Source organism: Hyalangium gracile, assembly GCF_020103725.1.
GTDB classification, from domain to species: domain Bacteria; phylum Myxococcota; class Myxococcia; order Myxococcales; family Myxococcaceae; genus Hyalangium; species Hyalangium gracile.
Genome location: NZ_JAHXBG010000030.1, coordinates 42,570 through 59,899, shown reverse-complemented (window position 1 = coordinate 59,899; position 17,330 = coordinate 42,570). Strand labels below are relative to the sequence as shown.

The 17,330-nt window shown below is 70.6% G+C and carries 12 protein-coding genes; 5 read left to right on the top strand and 7 right to left on the bottom strand.

The window, feature by feature from the left end; genetic code table 11:
• Positions 1-47: 47 nt before the first annotated feature.
• The 6 genes from KY572_RS39625 to KY572_RS39600 form a co-directional block, all read right to left on the bottom strand.
• Complete coding sequence (locus tag KY572_RS39625; protein WP_224248927.1) at positions 48-1,829, bottom strand: helix-turn-helix domain-containing protein; 1,782 nt, start codon at positions 1,827-1,829, stop codon at positions 48-50.
• A complete protein-coding gene (locus KY572_RS39620) occupies positions 1,826-2,830 on the bottom strand; it encodes a P-loop NTPase (RefSeq protein WP_224248926.1) in 1,005 nt (334 codons plus the stop codon). The genes KY572_RS39625 and KY572_RS39620 overlap by 4 nt, the downstream gene beginning before the upstream one ends.
• 51 nt (positions 2,831-2,881) lie before the next feature.
• Complete coding sequence (locus tag KY572_RS39615) at positions 2,882-4,555, bottom strand: hypothetical protein (protein ID WP_224248925.1); 1,674 nt, start codon at positions 4,553-4,555, stop codon at positions 2,882-2,884.
• A gap of 148 nt (positions 4,556-4,703) precedes the next feature.
• Positions 4,704-5,297, bottom strand: coding sequence for an HNH endonuclease (locus tag KY572_RS39610; RefSeq protein WP_224248924.1), 594 nt, complete (start codon positions 5,295-5,297; stop codon positions 4,704-4,706).
• On the bottom strand, positions 5,294-6,694 hold the full coding sequence (gene selA, locus KY572_RS39605; RefSeq protein WP_224248923.1) for an L-seryl-tRNA(Sec) selenium transferase: 1,401 nt from the start codon (positions 6,692-6,694) through the stop codon (positions 5,294-5,296). The genes KY572_RS39610 and selA overlap by 4 nt, the downstream gene beginning before the upstream one ends.
• 120 nt (positions 6,695-6,814) lie before the next feature.
• A complete protein-coding gene (locus KY572_RS39600; protein ID WP_224248922.1) occupies positions 6,815-9,229 on the bottom strand; it encodes a transglycosylase SLT domain-containing protein in 2,415 nt (804 codons plus the stop codon).
• Between the two features lie 108 nt (positions 9,230-9,337).
• Here KY572_RS39600 and KY572_RS39595 point away from each other — a divergent pair, with 108 nt between their 5' ends.
• The 5 genes from KY572_RS39595 to KY572_RS39575 all read left to right on the top strand — a co-directional run bounded on the left by KY572_RS39595 (position 9,338) and on the right by KY572_RS39575 (position 16,549).
• Positions 9,338-11,575 (top strand): sensor histidine kinase, encoded by a 2,238-nt coding sequence (locus tag KY572_RS39595; protein ID WP_224248921.1) that lies wholly within the window; start codon positions 9,338-9,340, stop codon positions 11,573-11,575.
• A gap of 93 nt (positions 11,576-11,668) precedes the next feature.
• Positions 11,669-12,706, top strand: a complete 1,038-nt coding sequence (locus KY572_RS39590; protein WP_224248920.1) for a chemotaxis protein CheB — start codon at positions 11,669-11,671, stop codon at positions 12,704-12,706.
• Between the two features lie 79 nt (positions 12,707-12,785).
• The gene (locus tag KY572_RS39585; protein ID WP_224248919.1) at positions 12,786-13,835 is read left to right on the top strand and encodes a chemotaxis protein CheB; all 1,050 of its coding nucleotides are present in this window, start codon (positions 12,786-12,788) and stop codon (positions 13,833-13,835) included.
• A 162-nt stretch (positions 13,836-13,997) separates the two neighbouring features.
• Positions 13,998-15,038 carry a chemotaxis protein CheB gene (locus tag KY572_RS39580; RefSeq protein ID WP_224248918.1) on the top strand — a complete coding sequence of 347 codons (1,041 nt, stop codon included), beginning with the start codon at positions 13,998-14,000 and terminating at the stop codon, positions 15,036-15,038.
• A 149-nt stretch (positions 15,039-15,187) separates the two neighbouring features.
• A complete protein-coding gene (locus KY572_RS39575) occupies positions 15,188-16,549 on the top strand; it encodes a serine/threonine protein kinase (RefSeq protein WP_224248917.1) in 1,362 nt (453 codons plus the stop codon).
• Positions 16,550-16,565: 16 nt separating this feature from the next.
• Here the strand turns inward: KY572_RS39575 and KY572_RS39570 are convergent, their stop codons facing one another.
• Complete coding sequence (locus tag KY572_RS39570) at positions 16,566-16,904, bottom strand: hypothetical protein (RefSeq protein ID WP_224248916.1); 339 nt, start codon at positions 16,902-16,904, stop codon at positions 16,566-16,568.
• Positions 16,905-17,330: the final 426 nt, after the last annotated feature.

Sequence of the window (17,330 nt, the reverse complement as noted above, 5' to 3'; positions counted from 1 at the left end):
GAGTCAACATTGCTTCCACGTCCTACTTCACCGCAGGTGTGGGCGTCTCACTTCTTCTTCGGATCCGCGGCCAGGGCCAGATAACTCCTCGACACTCGGAGCGGATCCAGCCCGAGCTCACGCGCGATGTTCATGAGGATGCCGCGCAGGTACACCGTGGCCGGGAGCGCGGCGTAGCGGTCGGCTTCCACGTTCTCCAGGTGCTTGGAGGAGATGCGCGTGCGCTCGGCCAGCTGGGCGAGGGACAGGTTGCGGCTCTCGCGCACCCGCCGCAGCAGCTCGCCGTTGAACTCGGTGTTGGGCGGCAGCTCGACGGGCTTGGGCCTGGGCTCGCGCGCCTTCGCCGCCACCTGGGCGAGCGCGGCCTCGGCCGTCGCGATCGCGGACTCCTGGGCGAGCTGCTGGGCTTCATCCAGGCTCGTGCCCGCGGCATGCGCCGGGCGAGCACTCCCCTTGCCTGCGTCAGCGGCCGTGGCCGCCGGCGGCTCCGTGGGCGACGGGCGGTGGGAACGGCGGCCTCCCAGAGGCAGCGGCGGAGGCGTGACGAAGGTTCTGCCGGGCCGCCCCGGCTGGGCGTGCGGCGCAGTGGCCGGCCTGGCGGCGGACGGGCCCTCTCCAGGCTTCGGCATCGGCGCGCGCATGCCGGAGACCTCGTCGTCGTCGTGGTGCACGACCACGGGAGCAGACGGCTCGGGGGCGGCCTGCGCGGGCGGGGGCGTGGGCTCCGGAGCGCGCGGAGGCTCGGCGGCCGCCTGCGCGGGCGGGACGGGCAGGGGCTCCGCCGCGGCGGCAGGAGCCGAGGGGGCCGGGGAAGGCTCGGCGATAGGAGCGCTGGCCACGGGCGCGGCAACGCTCGGGGTCCGAGGAGCGGCCTCGGCCGGCTCGGTGGCAGGCGTCGGAGCCTGGGAGGCAGGGGCCTCTGGAGCGGGTGGCGCGGCAGGAGCCGATGGCGCGGCAGCCTTCGCCTGAGCCACCTCCGGCGCGGGCGGAGGCGCCTCCGTCTGCGCCGGGGGCGAGAACGGAGAGAAGAACGCGGAGCCCGTGGACAGCGAAGGCGCAGGCACCAGGACCGGCACGTAGGAGATGGCGTAGCTGCGGAACGCCGCGTGGATCTGGCTCGGCGTCACCCCGCCCGGGAGCACGAACTGCCCGGGAGGCGCGATGGGCATGGCGGGGGGTGGCTCGGCCTCCGTGCCCTTCTGGGCGGGGGCGGGCTCCGCGGGAGTCGCCGTGGGGGCCGCCGCCGGCGGGGGCGCGGCCGGTTCCGGCGCCTGGGTGACGGTGGGAGCGGTCGCCGGGGACGCAGCCGCTGGAGCGGGAGCGGTCGGAGCCTCGGGCGCGGCAGCAGCCACCGCCGGAGCAGACGGCTCGGGCGCGGCAGGCGCTGGAGCAGGCACCGGCGCCGCGGCCGTAGGAACCGACTCAGCGCGCGCCTCGCTCGAGGGAGGCGTCGCCGCGGGAGCGGAAGCCGGCGCGCTCGCGGGGGCTTTGGAGGAGGACTTGGATGGGGCCGAGTCCTGGGGCGAGGAGGCCTGGGCGGCCGCCGCCAGCGCGGGCGCCAGGGTCACCACGGCGCTCGCGCCGGAGCTCACGCCGATCATCCGATCGTACTCGGCGCGCAGGTCCGGCTCGGTGAGGATCTCCATCGCCTCGGTGAGGCGGGCGCGCAGGGCGTCGATCTGCCCCGGGTCCACCAGCGTGTACACCGCGACGGAGTCGGGCGAGTACGTCTCGATCGCGCGCGCATAGGCCGCGCGGATCTCCGCCTCCGGTGCGGTGACGGGGATCTCGAGGAGCTCGTAGTAGGTCTGCTGCTCGAAGGGCTTCATGGTGTGGAGGAACCGCTGCCGTTACCGTCGATGGTCAGGATACGCCCGGCGATGCGCTGGAGGCTCAGGGCGGCGGGCGAGTCGGGCCGCTCCAGGAGCACGGGCCGGCGCTTGCGCACCGCGCGCCACGCCTCGTCGTCGTAACGAATGGCCCCCAGATCATCCATCTCCAGGCCGAAGAACTTCTTCCACGCGGACACCACGGCGGTGCCCACGTTCATGTCCGCGTCCGTGCGGGCCTGGTTCACCACCAGGCGGATGCGGAACGACTGCAGATCCCGCTCCAGCCGCGCCCCCGCCGCCGGATCCTGCTGGCGCACCTGGGCGATGAAGTCGTGCGGCGTGCGCAGCGCTCCCTCGCGCGTGGTGAGGGCGCTCTCCACGAGATCCTCGATGCCGTACTGGGCCTCCACCTGCTGGAGCCGGCGGAAGAAGGCCGCCTTCACGAAGCGGTACGCGTTCTCCACCGCGGTGGGCTCCGGCAGCACCACCAGCACGCCGTGGTCCGCCACCAGGAAGAAGTCCAGGGTGTTGAAGCTGGTGCCGGCGCCCAGATCCAGCAGCAGGTAGTCCACCGGCTGGGCCAGCAGCGTGCGCAGCAGCTTCTGCTTCTGCGCGTACTTGATGTTGGCCGCGTCCAGCACGTCCTGCGCGCCGGCGATCAGCGACAGCTGCGGCACGCCCGTGGGGATGATGATGTTCTCGATGGCCACCTTGCTGTTGCGGACGAAGTCCGACAGCGTGGCGCTGGGCTGACCTACCCCGAGGCAGGTGTGCAGGTTGGCCCCGCCCAGATCGGCATCCACCAGCAGCACGCGCATGCCGGCCTGGGCCAGGGCCACCCCGAGGTTGGCCGAGACGAGCGTCTTGCCGATCCCCCCCTTGCCGCCGCCCACGGCGATGACTCGCCGCGGACGGGCGCGCTTGGAGAGTCCGGGCGGACCGGCACTCGGAGAGGGAACAGGGGTGATCGACGCGGTGGCGGAAGGTGCGGGCTTCAAAGCGCCCGCATCAAAACCCGTCCTGCCCTCCGCGTCGACTCCCTGACCCCGCTACAGGATGATCACCGTGCAGACACAGGGCTCCGAGCCATTACACGTATTGCCGGTGTTCTCTCCCAGGCAGTTCAGCCCGGCGCAGCAGGGGCTGGTGGTGGAGCACGCCTGGCCGCTGGCCGAGCAGGTAGCGCCCGGCTGGCAGGAGCCCGTGGTGGCCCCGTTGGGCACCTCGCAGCGCAGGCCCTGGCAGCAGTCCGCCCCCGAGGTGCAGGCCCCGCTCTGCGGCTGGCACAGGGAGGGCGGCTTGCACAGACCGCCCGTGCAGATGCCCGAGCAGCACTGGGAGGGCGAGGTGCAGGCCGTCTCGTTGGCCTTGCACGTCGGCCCCGCGTCCGGCGTCCCCGAGCCGCCATCCGGGCCGGCCGTGCCGCCATCCGTGCCCCCGGTGGGCGGCCTGGGCGCCTGGCAGGCGAAGTTGACCTCGTCCGTCGCCCGGCACTCCGTGCCGGCGCAGCACGCCGAGCCCCCGTCCGCGCCCTTCTGGCAGGACGAGCCCAGCGGAGAGCACGTTGGCCGCTGGCAGGACAGCGTCCCGCTGCCGTTGGGCAGGCACAGGGCGCCGTTGCAGCACTGATCGGAGAACTGGCACGTCTGGTTGTCCTGGATGCAGCACGGCGGCGTCCCGGTGTAGCCCTCGTTGCAGCCCGTGATCTGGCCGCCGCCGAAGCAGCGCGGCACGCCGGACGAGTCCACCTTGCACACGGCCTTCTTGCCGTCGCAGCAGTTCTGCGAGGCGTTGATGTCCGTGGTGCCACCGTCAGGCAGCTTGCCGGAGCCACAGATGTTGCCCACGCCGTTGCAGGCGCTGCCGTTGTCGCACCGGCCGCCGGCGCACCTCACCGAGCCGTTGGGGTTCACGCCGCCGCCGCAGCAGTCGTCGTTGTCGCCGCAAAAGTTGCCGGTGAGCTTGCAGCCACCCACGGGCTGGCAGACCGTTGCGCCGTAGCCCAGATCCACGCAGGTGCGCGAGCAGCACGTGGACGGATCCGAGCACGGGTTGCCGTCCTGCCGGCACCCGCCACCGCCACCGCCGGTGACGAACTCGCAGCGGCCCACGCCGCCCGGAGGCGCCGAGCACGCGTTGCCGCAGCACTCCGCGTTGGTCTGGCACACGTCCCCGTAGCCCTTGCAGGTATAGGCGCGGGTGCACAGGCCGCCCTGGCAGTTGGTGGAGCAGCAGTCGGAGTCCGCCCCGCAGGCCTGGCCCAGCACCTTGCACTGGGAGGAGCTGCCGGGGATGTCCGCGCACGTGCCGTTGGTGCAGACCTTGGTGCAGCACTGCTCGGCGCCGGTGCACGCCTGGCCCACGTCGCGGCACAGGTTGGTGGCGCAGGTGCCGTTCTCACAGATGTTGGTGCAGCAGTCGCCGCCCGTCTGGCAGGCCTCGCCCGCGCTGCGGCACAGGATATTGGGAGGCGGACAGCGCCCGTCGTCCCCGCACACGCCGGTACAGCACTGGTTGCCGGAGGTGCGGCTGCACGTGGCCCCCTCGAGCAGACACTCCGAGCCGGGCCCCGCGTCGGGGACCGGGAGCACGCCTCCATCCGTCTGGCTCCCTCCATCGGGGGTCTCTTCGGGCGGCGGATCATCTCCCCCGCAGTCACACCCCACGATGCTGAACGCCACCGCGAGCGCGCCCAACAACAGCAGACGGTTTGCCTCTCTCACGTGTCTCCCCTTCCCTGGGGGCGGTCCGCCAAGGAAGGCGCGCCCCGGTCCGGACTCCTGCGCACGGACACCCGTGCGCCAGGGGGGACTCCATCAGTCCGGAATCGGCCACAGCCGGCCAGGCGCCAGGCTGCGGGGAGACAGGGCGCTACTCGTCGAGCAGTTCGACGTTCCAGTACGAGGCATCCTCCACTCGCAGGAACGGAAGCCACTCGCGGTAGGTGACGCGCCGGATGGCGCCGCGGAACAGCGGCGTCCACCGGGGACGGAAAGGTTTACGCAGGAGCTTCATGCCGGCCTGCTCGGGAGTGCGCCCGCCCTTCCTCAGGTTGCAGGGCACGCAGGAGCAGACGACGTTCTCCCACGTCGTCTTGCCGCCCTCGCACCTGGGCAGCACGTGATCCAGGTTCAGCTCCGAGCGCGGGAGGGTCCGCCCGCAGTACTGGCAGGTGTCCGCGTCGCGCGCGTAGATGTTGAGGCGAGAGAAGCGCACGCGACCCTTGGGCAGGTACTCGTACGCGGAGAGCACCAGCACGCGCGGCACTCGGATGGAGCGGTTCACCGTGGTGATGCAGTCGTGCGTGGCGCTCAGGGCGGCCCAGTCCTCGAACTCGTAGAGCTTGTACTGGGCGTCGATGGCTTTGGCCACGCCCTGGTACAGCAGCGAGAAGGCTCGCTTCACCGAGGTGACGTGGACCGGTTGGTAGTTCCGGTTGAGGACCAGGACGGCGCTTTCGATCATGGGCGGCTTTCCTGTCTGGCGGTGCCGACGACGGCCTCGGCAACCAATCCGAGTTCCTCCTCCGCGAGACAACGGACGTCGAGGACGACCTCACCGTCCGCTATCCTTCCAATAACCGGCGCCTCGGCTTCTCGCAGGCGCGCCAGGAATACATCCGGCTCCCCAACTTTGAGGATGCACGCGAAGGAAGGCAATCGGGCCAGCGGCATCGCCCCCCCGCCTACCTGCCCCGACACCGCGACCACACGAACCGGGACATGGCGCGCGGCCAGCAGCCCCTCGAGGCGCTCGGCGCGTGCGCGCAGTTCCTCTGGCTGCTGGGAGAGCAGGCGCCAGGTGGGCACCGCCTGAGGACGGCCGTCCCGGTACAGCTCCAGGGTGGCCTCCAGCGCGGCCACCGTCATCTTGTCCACCCGCAGCGCGCGGGTGAGCGGGTGCGACTTGATGCGGGCCAGCAGCGCCTTGCGCCCCACGATGATGCCCGCCTGGGGGCCTCCCAGCAGCTTGTCGCCGGAGAAGGCCACCACGTCCGCGCCGGCCTCCACGGCCTGCTTCACCGTGAGCTCGGAGGTGAGCCCCTCGCCCTCCAGCGGCACCAGCGCGCCCGAGCCGAGATCCTGGAACACCGGCACCCCGCGCGCGCGGCCGAGCGCGGCCAGCTCCTCCACGCCCACCTCCTCCGTGAAGCCCACCAGCGCGAAGTTGGAGCGGTGCACCTTCACCAGCAGGGCGGTGTCCGGCGTGAGCGCGGACTCGTAGTCGGAGCGGCGGGTGCGGTTGGTGGTGCCCACCTCGACGAGCCTGGCGCCGGACTGGCGCATGACGTCCGGCACGCGGAAGCCTCCGCCGATCTCCACCAGCTCCCCGCGCGAGACGATGCACTCGCGCCCCGAGGCCAGCGACGCGAGCACCAGGAGCACCGCGCCCGCGCAGTTGTTGACGACGACCGCGTCCTCCGCGCCCGTCAGCTCGGTGAGCAGGCCGATGACGGGGGCATAGCGGCTGCCGCGCTCGCCCTCGTCGAGATCGTACTCGAGGTTGGAGTAGCCCCGAGCCACCGCCGCCACGCGGGCCACGGCCTCCGGAGCGAGCGGCGCGCGGCCCAGGTTGGTGTGCAGCACCACGCCGGTGGCGTTGAGCACGGGGCGCAGGTTCGGGGTGGCCAGCTGGCGCAGGGCCGCGTCCACGTCCGAGTCCTCGAAGGGGCGAGCGTCTCCACTCAGCAGCCGGGCCCGGACCTGCTCCACGGCCAGTCGCAGGGCCGCGACGGCTCGGGCACGAGGCAGTCCCGCCAGCCGTGACTGCAACGACGGCCGGTGAAGCAGCTGCTCGATGGACGGCAGGGAGCGCAGGAGCGCGTTCTTTCCGCCGTTCCCACTATTCGACGGTGCGTCCACGCCCCCGAGTCTAGGAGACCCGGGAGCCGGGCGCCAGCCGGCGCGAGCGGCGTACCAACTGGTCCTACCAGCAGACCAGTTCGGCCGAAGTCGGCGACCAGGCCCCTCGAAGTGTGTGCCTCAGCGCTTCGCCGGCAACAGCCCGGCGGACTTGACCATGGGGACCTTGCCGGTCCGACCATAGAGGAGCTGGTAGGTGTTGTAGGAGCGCAGCACGCGCTTGATGTAGCCGCGCGTCTCGGCGATCGGCACCTCCTCCACCCACGCATCCAGCGGCATGCCCTTGCGCTCGGAGCGCCAGCGGTTGATGGCGCCGGAGCCCGCGTTGTAGCTGCCCACCGCGTACGGGGTGTTGCCGTCGAACTTCCGGATGAGCTCTCCCAGGTAGTGCGCGCCCAGGCGGATGTTGAGGTCCGGCTCCAGCAGGGACTCGACGCGGAAGCGCTTGATCTTCAGCTGCGCGGCCACCGACTTCGCCGTGGCCGGCATGAGCTGGGTGAGCCCCAGCGCTCCGGCCCAGGACAGCGCCTTGGGATCCAGCGCGCTCTCCTCGCGCATCAGCGCCTGGAGCAGATCCGGCTCCACCCCGGCGTCCTTGGTGTGCTTCTCGATCATCTCCCGGTACGCGTTCGGATAGGCGATCTCCCACACCGGACGGGTGCGCGGGGTGATGCGACCGCTCAAGTCGCGACGCAGCGCCACGCGGGCCACGGCGTGCGCGGCGCGCTCGTCCCCGGCCATGGACAGCAGGTGGACGATCAGCCGTGCGGACTCGGCGGGCAGGCCGTTGCGGTTGACGGCCAGCAGCTCGGAGGACACGGCCTCCGGGAAGCCCATGCGCAGCAGCTCCACGCCGGCCAGGAAGTGCGGATCCTTCTCCATGATGGGCCCGGTGTGCATGGGCCACGGGCTGGCCGTCTCCGCGGTGAACACCAGCTGCGGCGCGATGCGCTCCAGGCGCTCCTTGTCCACCTCGCCCAGCTGCGCGCGCGCCATCAGCCCGTAGTAGGTGGCCGGGTGCTCCAGCGCGAGCTTCTCGAAGATGGCCTCCGCGCCCTCCAGCTGGCCGCGCTCCTGCAGCGTCCGAGCCCGCCAGTAGCGCGCCCGCTCCACGTCATACGTCTCGTCCGCGTCGGCGAAGCGCTGCTCGATCAGGTCCAGGATCGCCAGCCCGCCATCGGCCGCCTTCGAGGTGCGCGCGATCCAGAAGGACTTGAAGAGCGCCTCGCCCAGGAAGTCTCCCTGCGGGTAGTTCTTCGCCAGCTCCTCGAGCCGCAGCGCGGCCTGCTCCGGCTGGCCCGTCTTCACGTACAGGTCCGCCGCGTAGAAGAGCGCGTCGTCGGCGAAGGAGTGGCCGGGGAACTCCTTGGCGAGCCGCTCGTACGTCTGCGTCCCGCGCTTCTGGTCCACGATGGAGCGCGAGGAGCCCAGCACGTACATGGCGCGCGGCAGCAGGTCCGCGTCCTGGCACTGCTCCACCACCGGGGTGAGCGTGGCGATGGCCTTGGTGTGGTTTCGCTCCTTGCGCTGGCCCTTGCCGTAGGCGAAGTGCGCGCGGCAGGCGATGGGCTCGGGCAGCTTCAGCGTGGGCAGCAGCGGCTCCAGCACCGTGAGCCCCTGCTTGTTGCGGTGCAGCTCGATGAGCTGCTCGGCGCGCGCCACCTGGGCCTCCACCGGCGGCTTCATGCCCTTGAGGCGACGGTCCGCCTGCTTCGTCAGCGGAGAGAGCGGGTACAGCGACCACAGCCGCCACAGCGCCTCGCGCTCGCGCGTCTTGTCCTTCTTCTCCGCGGCGATGTCGGCGATGCCGATGAGGGCCTCGGCGCCCACGTTGCGGCCGAACAGCGGCGCGGGGCGGTTCGCCAGCGGCGAGAGCGCGGCGATGGCCCCGTCGTAGTCCTTCTTCTTGCGCAGCACGCGGCCCAGCGTCAGGCGGGCGTCCACGTACATCTTCGAGTCCTCCGACACCGCGCCGAGCAGCTTCGCCGCCTCGTCGTACCGGCCGAGATCCTCCAGCGCCACGCCCGCGTGCGTCAGGCACCTGTCCTTCAGGGCCGGGTAGTCGTCCGCCAGCGCCGCCATCTCCGCGGCCGCGCGGGTGTCATCCCCGGCGCGCACGGCGCTCAGCGCGCGCAGGTAGCGCACCGGCGGCGAGTCCCCCTCGCCCTGCAGCAGCTCGCGGGCCTTGAGGTAGAAGCCGCGATCGAAGGCGGCCTTGGCCTCCTTCTTCTTCCCCTCGGCGAAGTAGGGCGTCAGATCCTCCAGGCCGTAGGCCTTGCCCAGCTCCACCTTCACGACGGGGGCGGGCTTGCGAGGCGCCTCCACCACGGGCGACGGGAAGGCGGGGTTGAAGATCTCCACATAGCCGTCGGGCAGCGGCTCCTTCTCCGCGTCCGGCGGAGGCGTGAGCTGGGCCTCGGTAGGGGCGCCATCGGTCCGGGGCTGCGGCGCGTGGGTAGGCTCGGAGGCCACCTGCTGCGCGGAGGCCAGCGTGGCGAAGGAGACGAGGGCAATCAGCGAAAGGGCGGATTTCATGGGGGCGGGCGGTTGGCCCTGGTGGATGCGCTCGGGCACGCCCGAGGACAACGGGAGACAGTCTAAAAATTTCCGGACGTGAACACAGGTTAGACTGTCCGCTCGAACATGGACATCCGGACCCTCAGCGCGCTGTTCGCGTCGATCATCGGCCTGGCGCTTGCGCTGTCGATGCTCCTCCGGCCAGGCAGGCCCCGGGTGGGGACGCTGTATTCCGTCTTCGCCCTTACGGTGGCGGGGTACTACCTCGCACTCTTCTTCGCGGGCATCTTCCCCGAGCCGGGCTGGCTGTCCAGAATCGCCGTGGGCGCCACCATCCTGCTCGCCTCCCTGGTGCCCGGCACGGCGGTCTCCTTCTTCCTGGAGTTCCTGGGCGTCAGCAAGGGCACGCACCTGCTCGGCCGGCGGCTGGGCGTGCTGTCGAGCGTGCTCGGGCTGGCCGTCGCGGTGACGCCGCTGGCGCAGACGGGCTGGGCGCGGGTGGCCACCGGCATGTGGGTGCTGGTCACCCTGCTCACCTCGGTGAGCCTGCTGCTGAACCGGGTTCGCACCGAGGAGTCGCGCATCGAGCGGCTGCGGCTCATGTACCTGGCCATCGGCGCGGGGGCCTCCATCCTGCTGACGGCGCTGGACTTGATCGGCCGGCGCTACGACATCCCCCTGCTGCCGCTGGGGCCCATCTTCTCCACGCTCTACCTCTTCTTCCTCCGGGAGACGCTGCTGCGGCTGCGGCTGATGGACCTGCACGAGCTGCTGGGGAAGATCGCCTCGCAGACGGTGCTGGCCTCCATCCTGGCGGCCGTCTTCATGGTGCTCACCGTCTGGGTGAAGGAGAAGACGGGGCTCTACGTCTTCACCACGGTGGTGGCCGCCTTCGTCATCATCATCCTCATGGAGCCGCTGAGGGTGAAGGTGGAGGAGCGCGTGGTGGCGATCTTCTTCCGCGAGCGCTTCGAGCTGCTGCGCGTGCTGGGAGCGCTCCGGGCGCGCATGGCCACCGTCATCGACATCTCCGAAGTCACGCGGCTGCTGCTGGACGCGCTCCACGAGACGGGCCGTGTCACCCACACCTCCGTGTACATGCTGGCCGAGGACAGGCCCGGCTACCGGCTGCTGGACTCGCGTGGCCCTCCGCCCGAGGGCTTCCTGGACACGGCCGCGGCGCGTGGACTGCTGCTGGCGGCCGCCAGCGGGCAGAAGGCCGTGCTGCTGGAGAACGTGGAGCACCGGCTCACCGCCCTGCGGGTGCAGGCCACCGAGGGCAAGCGCTTCCGCGACGAGATCAAGCGCCTGCAGGACACGCGCTCGGCGCTCAAGCAGATGAAGTCCGGCATCTCCGTGCCGCTGGTGGGCAACGATCGCGTCATCGGCTTCCTGAACCTGTGGGACGAGCGCGTGCCGGAGGCGTACGCCTCGGACGAGATCGCCCTCATCCTCTCGGTGGCCGAGCGCGTGGCCACGGTGCTGGAGAACTCCAAGCTGTACGAGAAGATCCGCGAGCGCGACCGCCTGGCGGCCCTGGGCGAGATGGCGGCGGGCCTGGCGCACGAGATCCGCAACCCGCTGGGCGCCATCAAGGGCGCGGCGCAGTGCCTGGACCCCAAGCGGCTGCCGGGCGAGGACGGCGAGTTCCTGGGCGTCATCGTCGAGGAGGTGAACCGCCTCAACGGCGTGGTGACGGCGTTCCTCGACTACGCGCGCCCGCTCAAGCAGAGCTTCGGGCCCACGGACCTCAACGAGGTGGTGACGCGCACCATGCGCCTCATCCAGAACGACGTGCCCAGGCAGATCGAGCTGGCGGTGCAGATGGACCTGGCCGTGCCACGGGTGGACGCGGACGCCGAGCAGCTCAAGCAGGTGCTCATCAACCTGGTGCAGAACGCCGTGCAGGCCATCGGCGAGGTGCCCGGCCGCATCACCGTGGGCACCGTGAAGCAGGACCGCTTCAGCGAGTTCCGGGGCAACCTCAACGAGTTCGTCGAGGTCCACGTGTCCGACACCGGGCCCGGCATTCCGTTGGACCAGCAACAGCACATCTTCGTGCCCTTCTTCACCACCAAACAGAAGGGCACCGGCCTGGGGCTGGCCATCTGTCAGCGCATCGTCAAGAACCACGGGGGCAGCATCTCCGTGCACAGCAAGCCCGGAGAGGGGTGCGCCTTCGTCATCCGCCTGCCGGCGCTCCCAGCGGAGCCACAGGCGGTGGAGGCTCCTCCTACAGACGGTACGCCCCTGCCCGCCCCCCCTCCCGCGCTCCCCTCACCCGTGGAAGACTCCCGGGAAACCCCGACTCCCAAGCCTCCCGAGGCCAGGTCCAAACGAGAAAAGAAGCGCAAGGCGGGCTGAGCGCGCTTGATACACTGCTACACGGTGAGTCGTAGGCGAGCGGCCCACCCCTGGGGTAGAAACCCACCTGGAGTTTGGAGTTCGGAGAACCGAATGAGCAAGCCGATTCAAGTCCTTCTCACCGACGATTCCCCCACGATGCTGCAGGTCCTCACGCGGTTGCTGTCGGCCCAACCGGACGTGACCGTGGTGGGGACCGCACGCGACGGAGAGGAGGCGGTGAAGCTGGCGCGCTCGCTCAAGCCAGACGTCATCACCCTGGACGTGCAGATGCCCGGCATGGATGGCCTGGGGGCCACCGAGCGCATCATGGCGGAGACGCCCTGCCGCATCCTCATGGTGTCCGGCGCGCCGGACACGGACCTGTCCTTCCGCGCGCTGCAGGCCGGAGCGCTGGAGGTGATCGCCAAGCCGCAGGGCGCGCCCGAGGACGTGGCGCGCTTCGGCGTGCGGCTGCTGTCGGCCATCCGCCTGCTGGCGGAGGTGCCGCTCGTCACCCAGCGCCACGAGGGCCGCTCCACCGCGCCCAAGCTGCCGGAGAACGCGCGCGTGGCGGGCTTCGCGCTGGCCTCGTCCATCGGCGGCCCCACGGCGCTGGCCTCGCTGCTGTGGCTGCTGCCGCGCAGCCTGCCCTACCCGCTCTTCATCGCCCAGCACATCACCCCGGGCTTCACCGTGGGCCTGCACCGCTGGCTGTCCTCGCTGTCGCCGCTGCCGGTGGAGATCGCCCGCGCCTCCGAGCAGCCCCGCGCCGGCACCGTCTACCTGGCCCCGGACGGCCACCACCTGAGGGTGGGCATGCAGGGGGAGATCGTCATCGAGAAGGCCTCCGGCAGCACCTTCCCCTCGGGGGATCTGCTCCTGGCGTCCCTGTCACGCGCCTATGGCGCCCACGCGGCGGGCGCGGTGCTCAGCGGCATGGGCGAGGAGGGCGCGGTGGGCCTGATGGCCATCAAGCGCGCCGGCGGTCTCACCTTCGCGCAGGATCCGCAGACGTGTCTGGTGGCGGGCATGCCGGAGGCGGCGCTGCGCAACAAGGCCACCGAGCACTCCGTGTCTCCGGAGGCGCTGGCCACCATTCTCCGCTCGCTCGAGGGCATGCCCCCGCCGGGCTCTCCCCCGGGCATCTGACTCTGCTCTGGCCAGGACGGACCGTTCAAGGCATGAGACGGTCCGCTGGCCACACTCGTTCCCTCTCGTCGAGGCGTACATGAGCTCCACCATCCGAGTCCTCATCGCGGACGACTCGCCCACCATGCTGAAGATGTACTCGGCGCTCCTGTCTTCGGCTCCGGACATCCAGGTCATCGGCACCGCGAAGGATGGGGCTGAGGCCCTGGAGCTGGCGCGCACGCTCCACCCGGATGTCATCACCCTGGATGTCCGCATGCCGCGGATGGATGGCATCGAGGCCAGCTCGCGCATCATGAGCGAGGCGCCCAGCCGCATCCTCGTCATCTCCGGCGCGGTGGATGCGGAGATGTCCTTCAAGGCGCTGCAGGCCGGGGCGCTCGAGGTGATGCCCAAGCCGCGGCCGGGCCTGGAGGGCCTGGCCAACTTCGGCGTGAAGCTGATCCACATCATCCGCACCATGGCGGAGCTGCCGCTGGCCGAGCGCCGGCCCACGCCTCCCACCCAGCCGGCGGCGGCGGCGCCAACGGTGGCGCCCCAGGGACGGGTCAACGGCTTCGGGCTGGTGGCCTCCACGGGAGGTCCGCCCGCGCTCTGCCTGCTGCTGTCGCTGCTGCCTCCGAAGCTCCCCTACCCCATCTTCATCGCCCAGCACGTGTCGGACGGCTTCACCGCGGGCCTGTGCCAGTGGCTGGGCGCGGCCTCCACGCTGCGGCTCGAGGTGGCGCAGACGGGCGTCCGTCCGCAGGCGGGCCACGTGTACCTGCCGCCGGACGGGCACCAGTTGCAGGTGACGCTGGGCGGGGAGCTGCTGGTGGAGCCCATCCCGGCGGCGAAGACGGCGCTCGGGGACACGCTGCTGGCCTCGCTGGCGCTCGCCTACGGCAACCGGGCCGGCGGCGCGGTGCTCACGGGCATGGGCTCGGATGGGGCCTCGGGGCTGCTGGCCATCCGCCGCGCGGGCGGCATCACCTTCGCGCAGACGCCGGAGAGCTGCGTCGTCCCCGGCATGCCCGAGGCGGCGACGCGCAACGGCGCCACCGAGACGCTGCTGTCCCTGGAGGGCCTGGCCTCGGCCATGCGCGCGCTCTCCGGCGCGGCTCCGGCGACTCCCACCGTCAAGAACTGAGGAGAACCCTCGCCTCGGCGTTCCCCGGAGGACACCCTCGTGGCCTCCGGGCGGGACGCAATACTACCCGAGGCGTAGGCTTGTGGCTGGACAGCGGGTAGAATCCATCAAGTAGGCTCCGTACCCTCTCCGCTGCGCACTCGTCGGTCCCCCGAGGTGCACATGAACAAGCCGATCCAGGTCCTCCTTGCTGATGACTCTCCCACCATCCTGCGGATGTTCACCGGACTGCTGGCCCCGGCCCCGGACATCCGCATCGTCGGCACCGCCAACGATGGAAAAGAGGCGGTGGCGCTGGCCCAGTCGCTCCGGCCGGATGTGGTGACGCTCGATGTGCGGATGCCGCGGATGGACGGCATCGACGCCACCGAGCGCATCATGGCCGAGGCGCCCAGCCGCATCCTCGTCATCTCCGGCGCGATGGACGCGGAGATGTCCTTCAAGGCGCTGCAGGCCGGGGCGCTCGAGGTGATGCCCAAGCCGACGCCGGGCAAGGACGGGGGCCTGTCGGGCTTCGGCTCGCAGCTCATCAACACCATCCGCGCCATGGCGGAGATACCGCTGTCCCCACGCAGGCCGCTCATCGGCCAGCCGGTGCCTCCCCCTGCCCTGCGGAGCGGGCGGGTGAACGGTTTCGGACTGGTGGCCGCGACCGGAGGGCCGCCCGCGCTGGCGATGCTGCTGTCGCTGCTGCCCCCGAGCCTCCCCTATCCGGTGTTCATCGCCCAGCACGTCTCGGTGGGCTTCACCTCGGGCCTGCGCCAGTGGCTGGCCGCGGCCTCTCCGCTGGAGCTGGTGCTGGCGCGCACGGGCCTGAAGCCGCAGGCGGGCCACGTGTACCTGCCTCCGGATGGGCACCAGCTGCAGGTGCTCAGCTCGGGAGATCTGCTGGTGGAGCCGATCCACGGGCGCCACGTCTCGGTGGGAGACACGCTGCTGATGTCGCTGGCCCGAGCCCATGGGAGCCGGGCCGGGGGCGCGGTGCTCACGGGCATGGGCATGGATGGCGCCTCGGGGCTGCTGGCCATCCGTCGCGCCGGGGGCATGGCGCTCGTGCAGCACCCGGAGACATGTGTCGTCTCCAACATGCCCGAGGCGGCGCTCCGCATGGGCGCCTCGGAGACGTCGCTGACGGTCGAGGCGATGGCCGCGGCCATGCGCGCGCTCGCCGGAGCGATGCCGTCGGTGGGCCTGCGGAGTTGATGCCGTTTCTCGAGAAATGGCACGGCCAGGATGAGCCAGCCGGATCCGTCCGGCCGGAGTCACTCGTCCTGTGCTGACACGGACAGTGCACACGGTTCGTGCGTGAGCGGGGGTCGCGGTCTGGCGATCCCGGATCGAGGTTGCCCGGGATGCAAGTCGGCAAGTACCAGCTCGTCCGCAAGCTCGCCACCGGGGGTATGGCCGAGGTCTACCTGGCCAAGGTCGCGGGCCCCATGGGGTTCGAGAAAGAGGTGGTCGTCAAGCGCGTCCTGCCGCACCTGGCGGAGGACCGGGGCTTCGTGGAGATGTTCTTCACCGAGGCCCGGCTGGCGGCTCGCCTCAATCACCCGCACATCGTCCAGATCTTCGACTTCGGCCAGGCCGACGGCACGTACTACCTGGCGATGGAGTACATCGACGGGCTGAACCTGCGCGCGCTCATGAAGCGGGTGAACTCGCTGAAGATGGCGCTGTCGCCGGTGCTGTGCGCGAAGCTGATCGCGATGGCGTGCGAGGGGCTGGCCTTCGCCCATGCGCTCCGGGAGCCGGAGACGGGGCAGCCGCTGGAGCTCATCCACCGGGACGTGAGCCTGGACAACATCCTGCTGTCGCGCGAGGGCGGGCTGAAGATCGTGGACTTCGGCATCGCCAAGGCGGCCAACCAGAGCCACCGGACGCTGACCGGGGTCATCAAGGGCAAGCTCTCGTACATGGCGCCCGAGCAGATCCGGGCCATGCCGCTGGACCTGCGGGTGGACGTGTACTCGCTGGGCGTCGTGTTCTACGAGCTGCTCACCGGCCGCAAGCCGTTCAACGCGACGACGGAAGCCAGCATGGCGCAGGCCATCCTCTTCGAGCCGCCCGTGCCGGTGTTGCAGCGGCGGCCGGATCTGCCCCAGGCGGTGGCGCGGATCCTGGATCGTGCGCTCGCCAAGGATCGGGATCAGCGCTACGCGGACTGCCGCGCGTTCCTGTCGGATCTGGAGGACTACCTGCTGTCCACCGGGAAGAAGGTGGGCGTGCACCGGACCGCGAACTTCGTGTCGAAGATGCTCGAGGTGAAGGTGGAGGAGCCGCCGGCCCCACCGAGCGAGCCGCCGCGCGCCACACCGCCTCCGCCGCCCAGCGAGACGGAGACGCTTCCTCCGGCGCCCAGGGTCACGCCTCCGCCGGCGCCCCGGGAGGTGCTCGTTCCGATACCGCGGCGCATGTCTCCGCCGCCTCGGCCGGGGCTGGCCATCACGAAGGTGGAGTCCGCCGGGAAGCTCGGGGTCAGCACGGCGCCCAAGCCGAGGCCCGCTCCGAGACCGACCCAGTCCGTCGACTCCGAGGCGGAGACCCTGCCCGCCCGAGCGGTCTTCAGGCCGCACCAGAAGACCGGGCTGGCGTGGGCCCTTGCCTGCGTGGGGCTGCTTCTTGCCGGAGGTGGGCTCCTGGCCTGGAGGCTGGGAGGAGAGCCGCAGCCCATCCAGCCCGCGAGCCCCCCTGCCGCGCAGCTCAAGTCGAAGTGAGCGCCTTCAAATCGTTTCAGGGGTGATAGGGATAGCGCGCGAGGACTTTCCCTTCTGGAGAGACGGCATACAGCTCGAACCAGTCGGTCTCGGTGCTGAATCCGGGGGGAGCCACCCATCCGCACTTGTCGACGCGTTGATTGATACGGACGATATACATTCCGTCACCCTCGCCGACGATCACCTCCATGGCCTTGGCAGAGGTCTCACACTCCCCCGAGTAATTCTTCGCGAGACGTGTCAGCACCTGCTGCATCGCGGCATGAGCAGCAAGGACAGCGGGCCCGTCCAACGTGGCCAGAGTCCGCACTTCGGTTGGCCAACGAATGCCTCCCGCGATGACAGGCTTGCGCACAACAGCCCCACCATCTCGTTCCGAGGCAAGCGCCGGGTCTGCCCCAACCCCTGCATCAGCCTCTGACGGGCGAGCTGGAGCCGCCATCATCCCTGCGTCCGGTCCCGTGGAGCTGGGTTGCGGCGCGCCCACTCCGCCATCCCTCAAGAGCGAACCGAGCAGAATCAAAAGATGAGGTCTCAACATAGAACCACCCACAAGAAGTCCTGACTCAGTACCAGTCTGTCAACGCAGGAGTGCAGTTTGGCGCGAGGGCGCGATCAGCCTCGAGGAGAGTGGACGACTCAGGTTTGCAGATCGCCTGAAACTCCCAACGTCCCCCGTTCTCGCTCCATTTGAAGACTTCGCCCGCTGGGTTCCACTTGTAGAACCGAGGCTCGGTCGCATGTCCCGTGGCGAGCCAATGCCATGCTGGAATCAGCTCCC

Coding starts and splice junctions, on each gene's coding strand:
- KY572_RS39585 (WP_224248919.1), top strand. CDS start 12,786: ATGAGCTCCACCATCCGAGTCCTCATCGCGGACGACTCGCCCACCATG.
- KY572_RS39575 (WP_224248917.1), top strand. CDS start 15,188: ATGCAAGTCGGCAAGTACCAGCTCGTCCGCAAGCTCGCCACCGGGGGT.
- KY572_RS39610 (WP_224248924.1), bottom strand. CDS start 5,297: ATGATCGAAAGCGCCGTCCTGGTCCTCAACCGGAACTACCAACCGGTC.
- KY572_RS39580 (WP_224248918.1), top strand. CDS start 13,998: ATGAACAAGCCGATCCAGGTCCTCCTTGCTGATGACTCTCCCACCATC.
- KY572_RS39590 (WP_224248920.1), top strand. CDS start 11,669: ATGAGCAAGCCGATTCAAGTCCTTCTCACCGACGATTCCCCCACGATG.
- KY572_RS39595 (WP_224248921.1), top strand. CDS start 9,338: ATGGACATCCGGACCCTCAGCGCGCTGTTCGCGTCGATCATCGGCCTG.
- KY572_RS39625 (WP_224248927.1), bottom strand. CDS start 1,829: ATGAAGCCCTTCGAGCAGCAGACCTACTACGAGCTCCTCGAGATCCCC.
- KY572_RS39600 (WP_224248922.1), bottom strand. CDS start 9,229: ATGAAATCCGCCCTTTCGCTGATTGCCCTCGTCTCCTTCGCCACGCTG.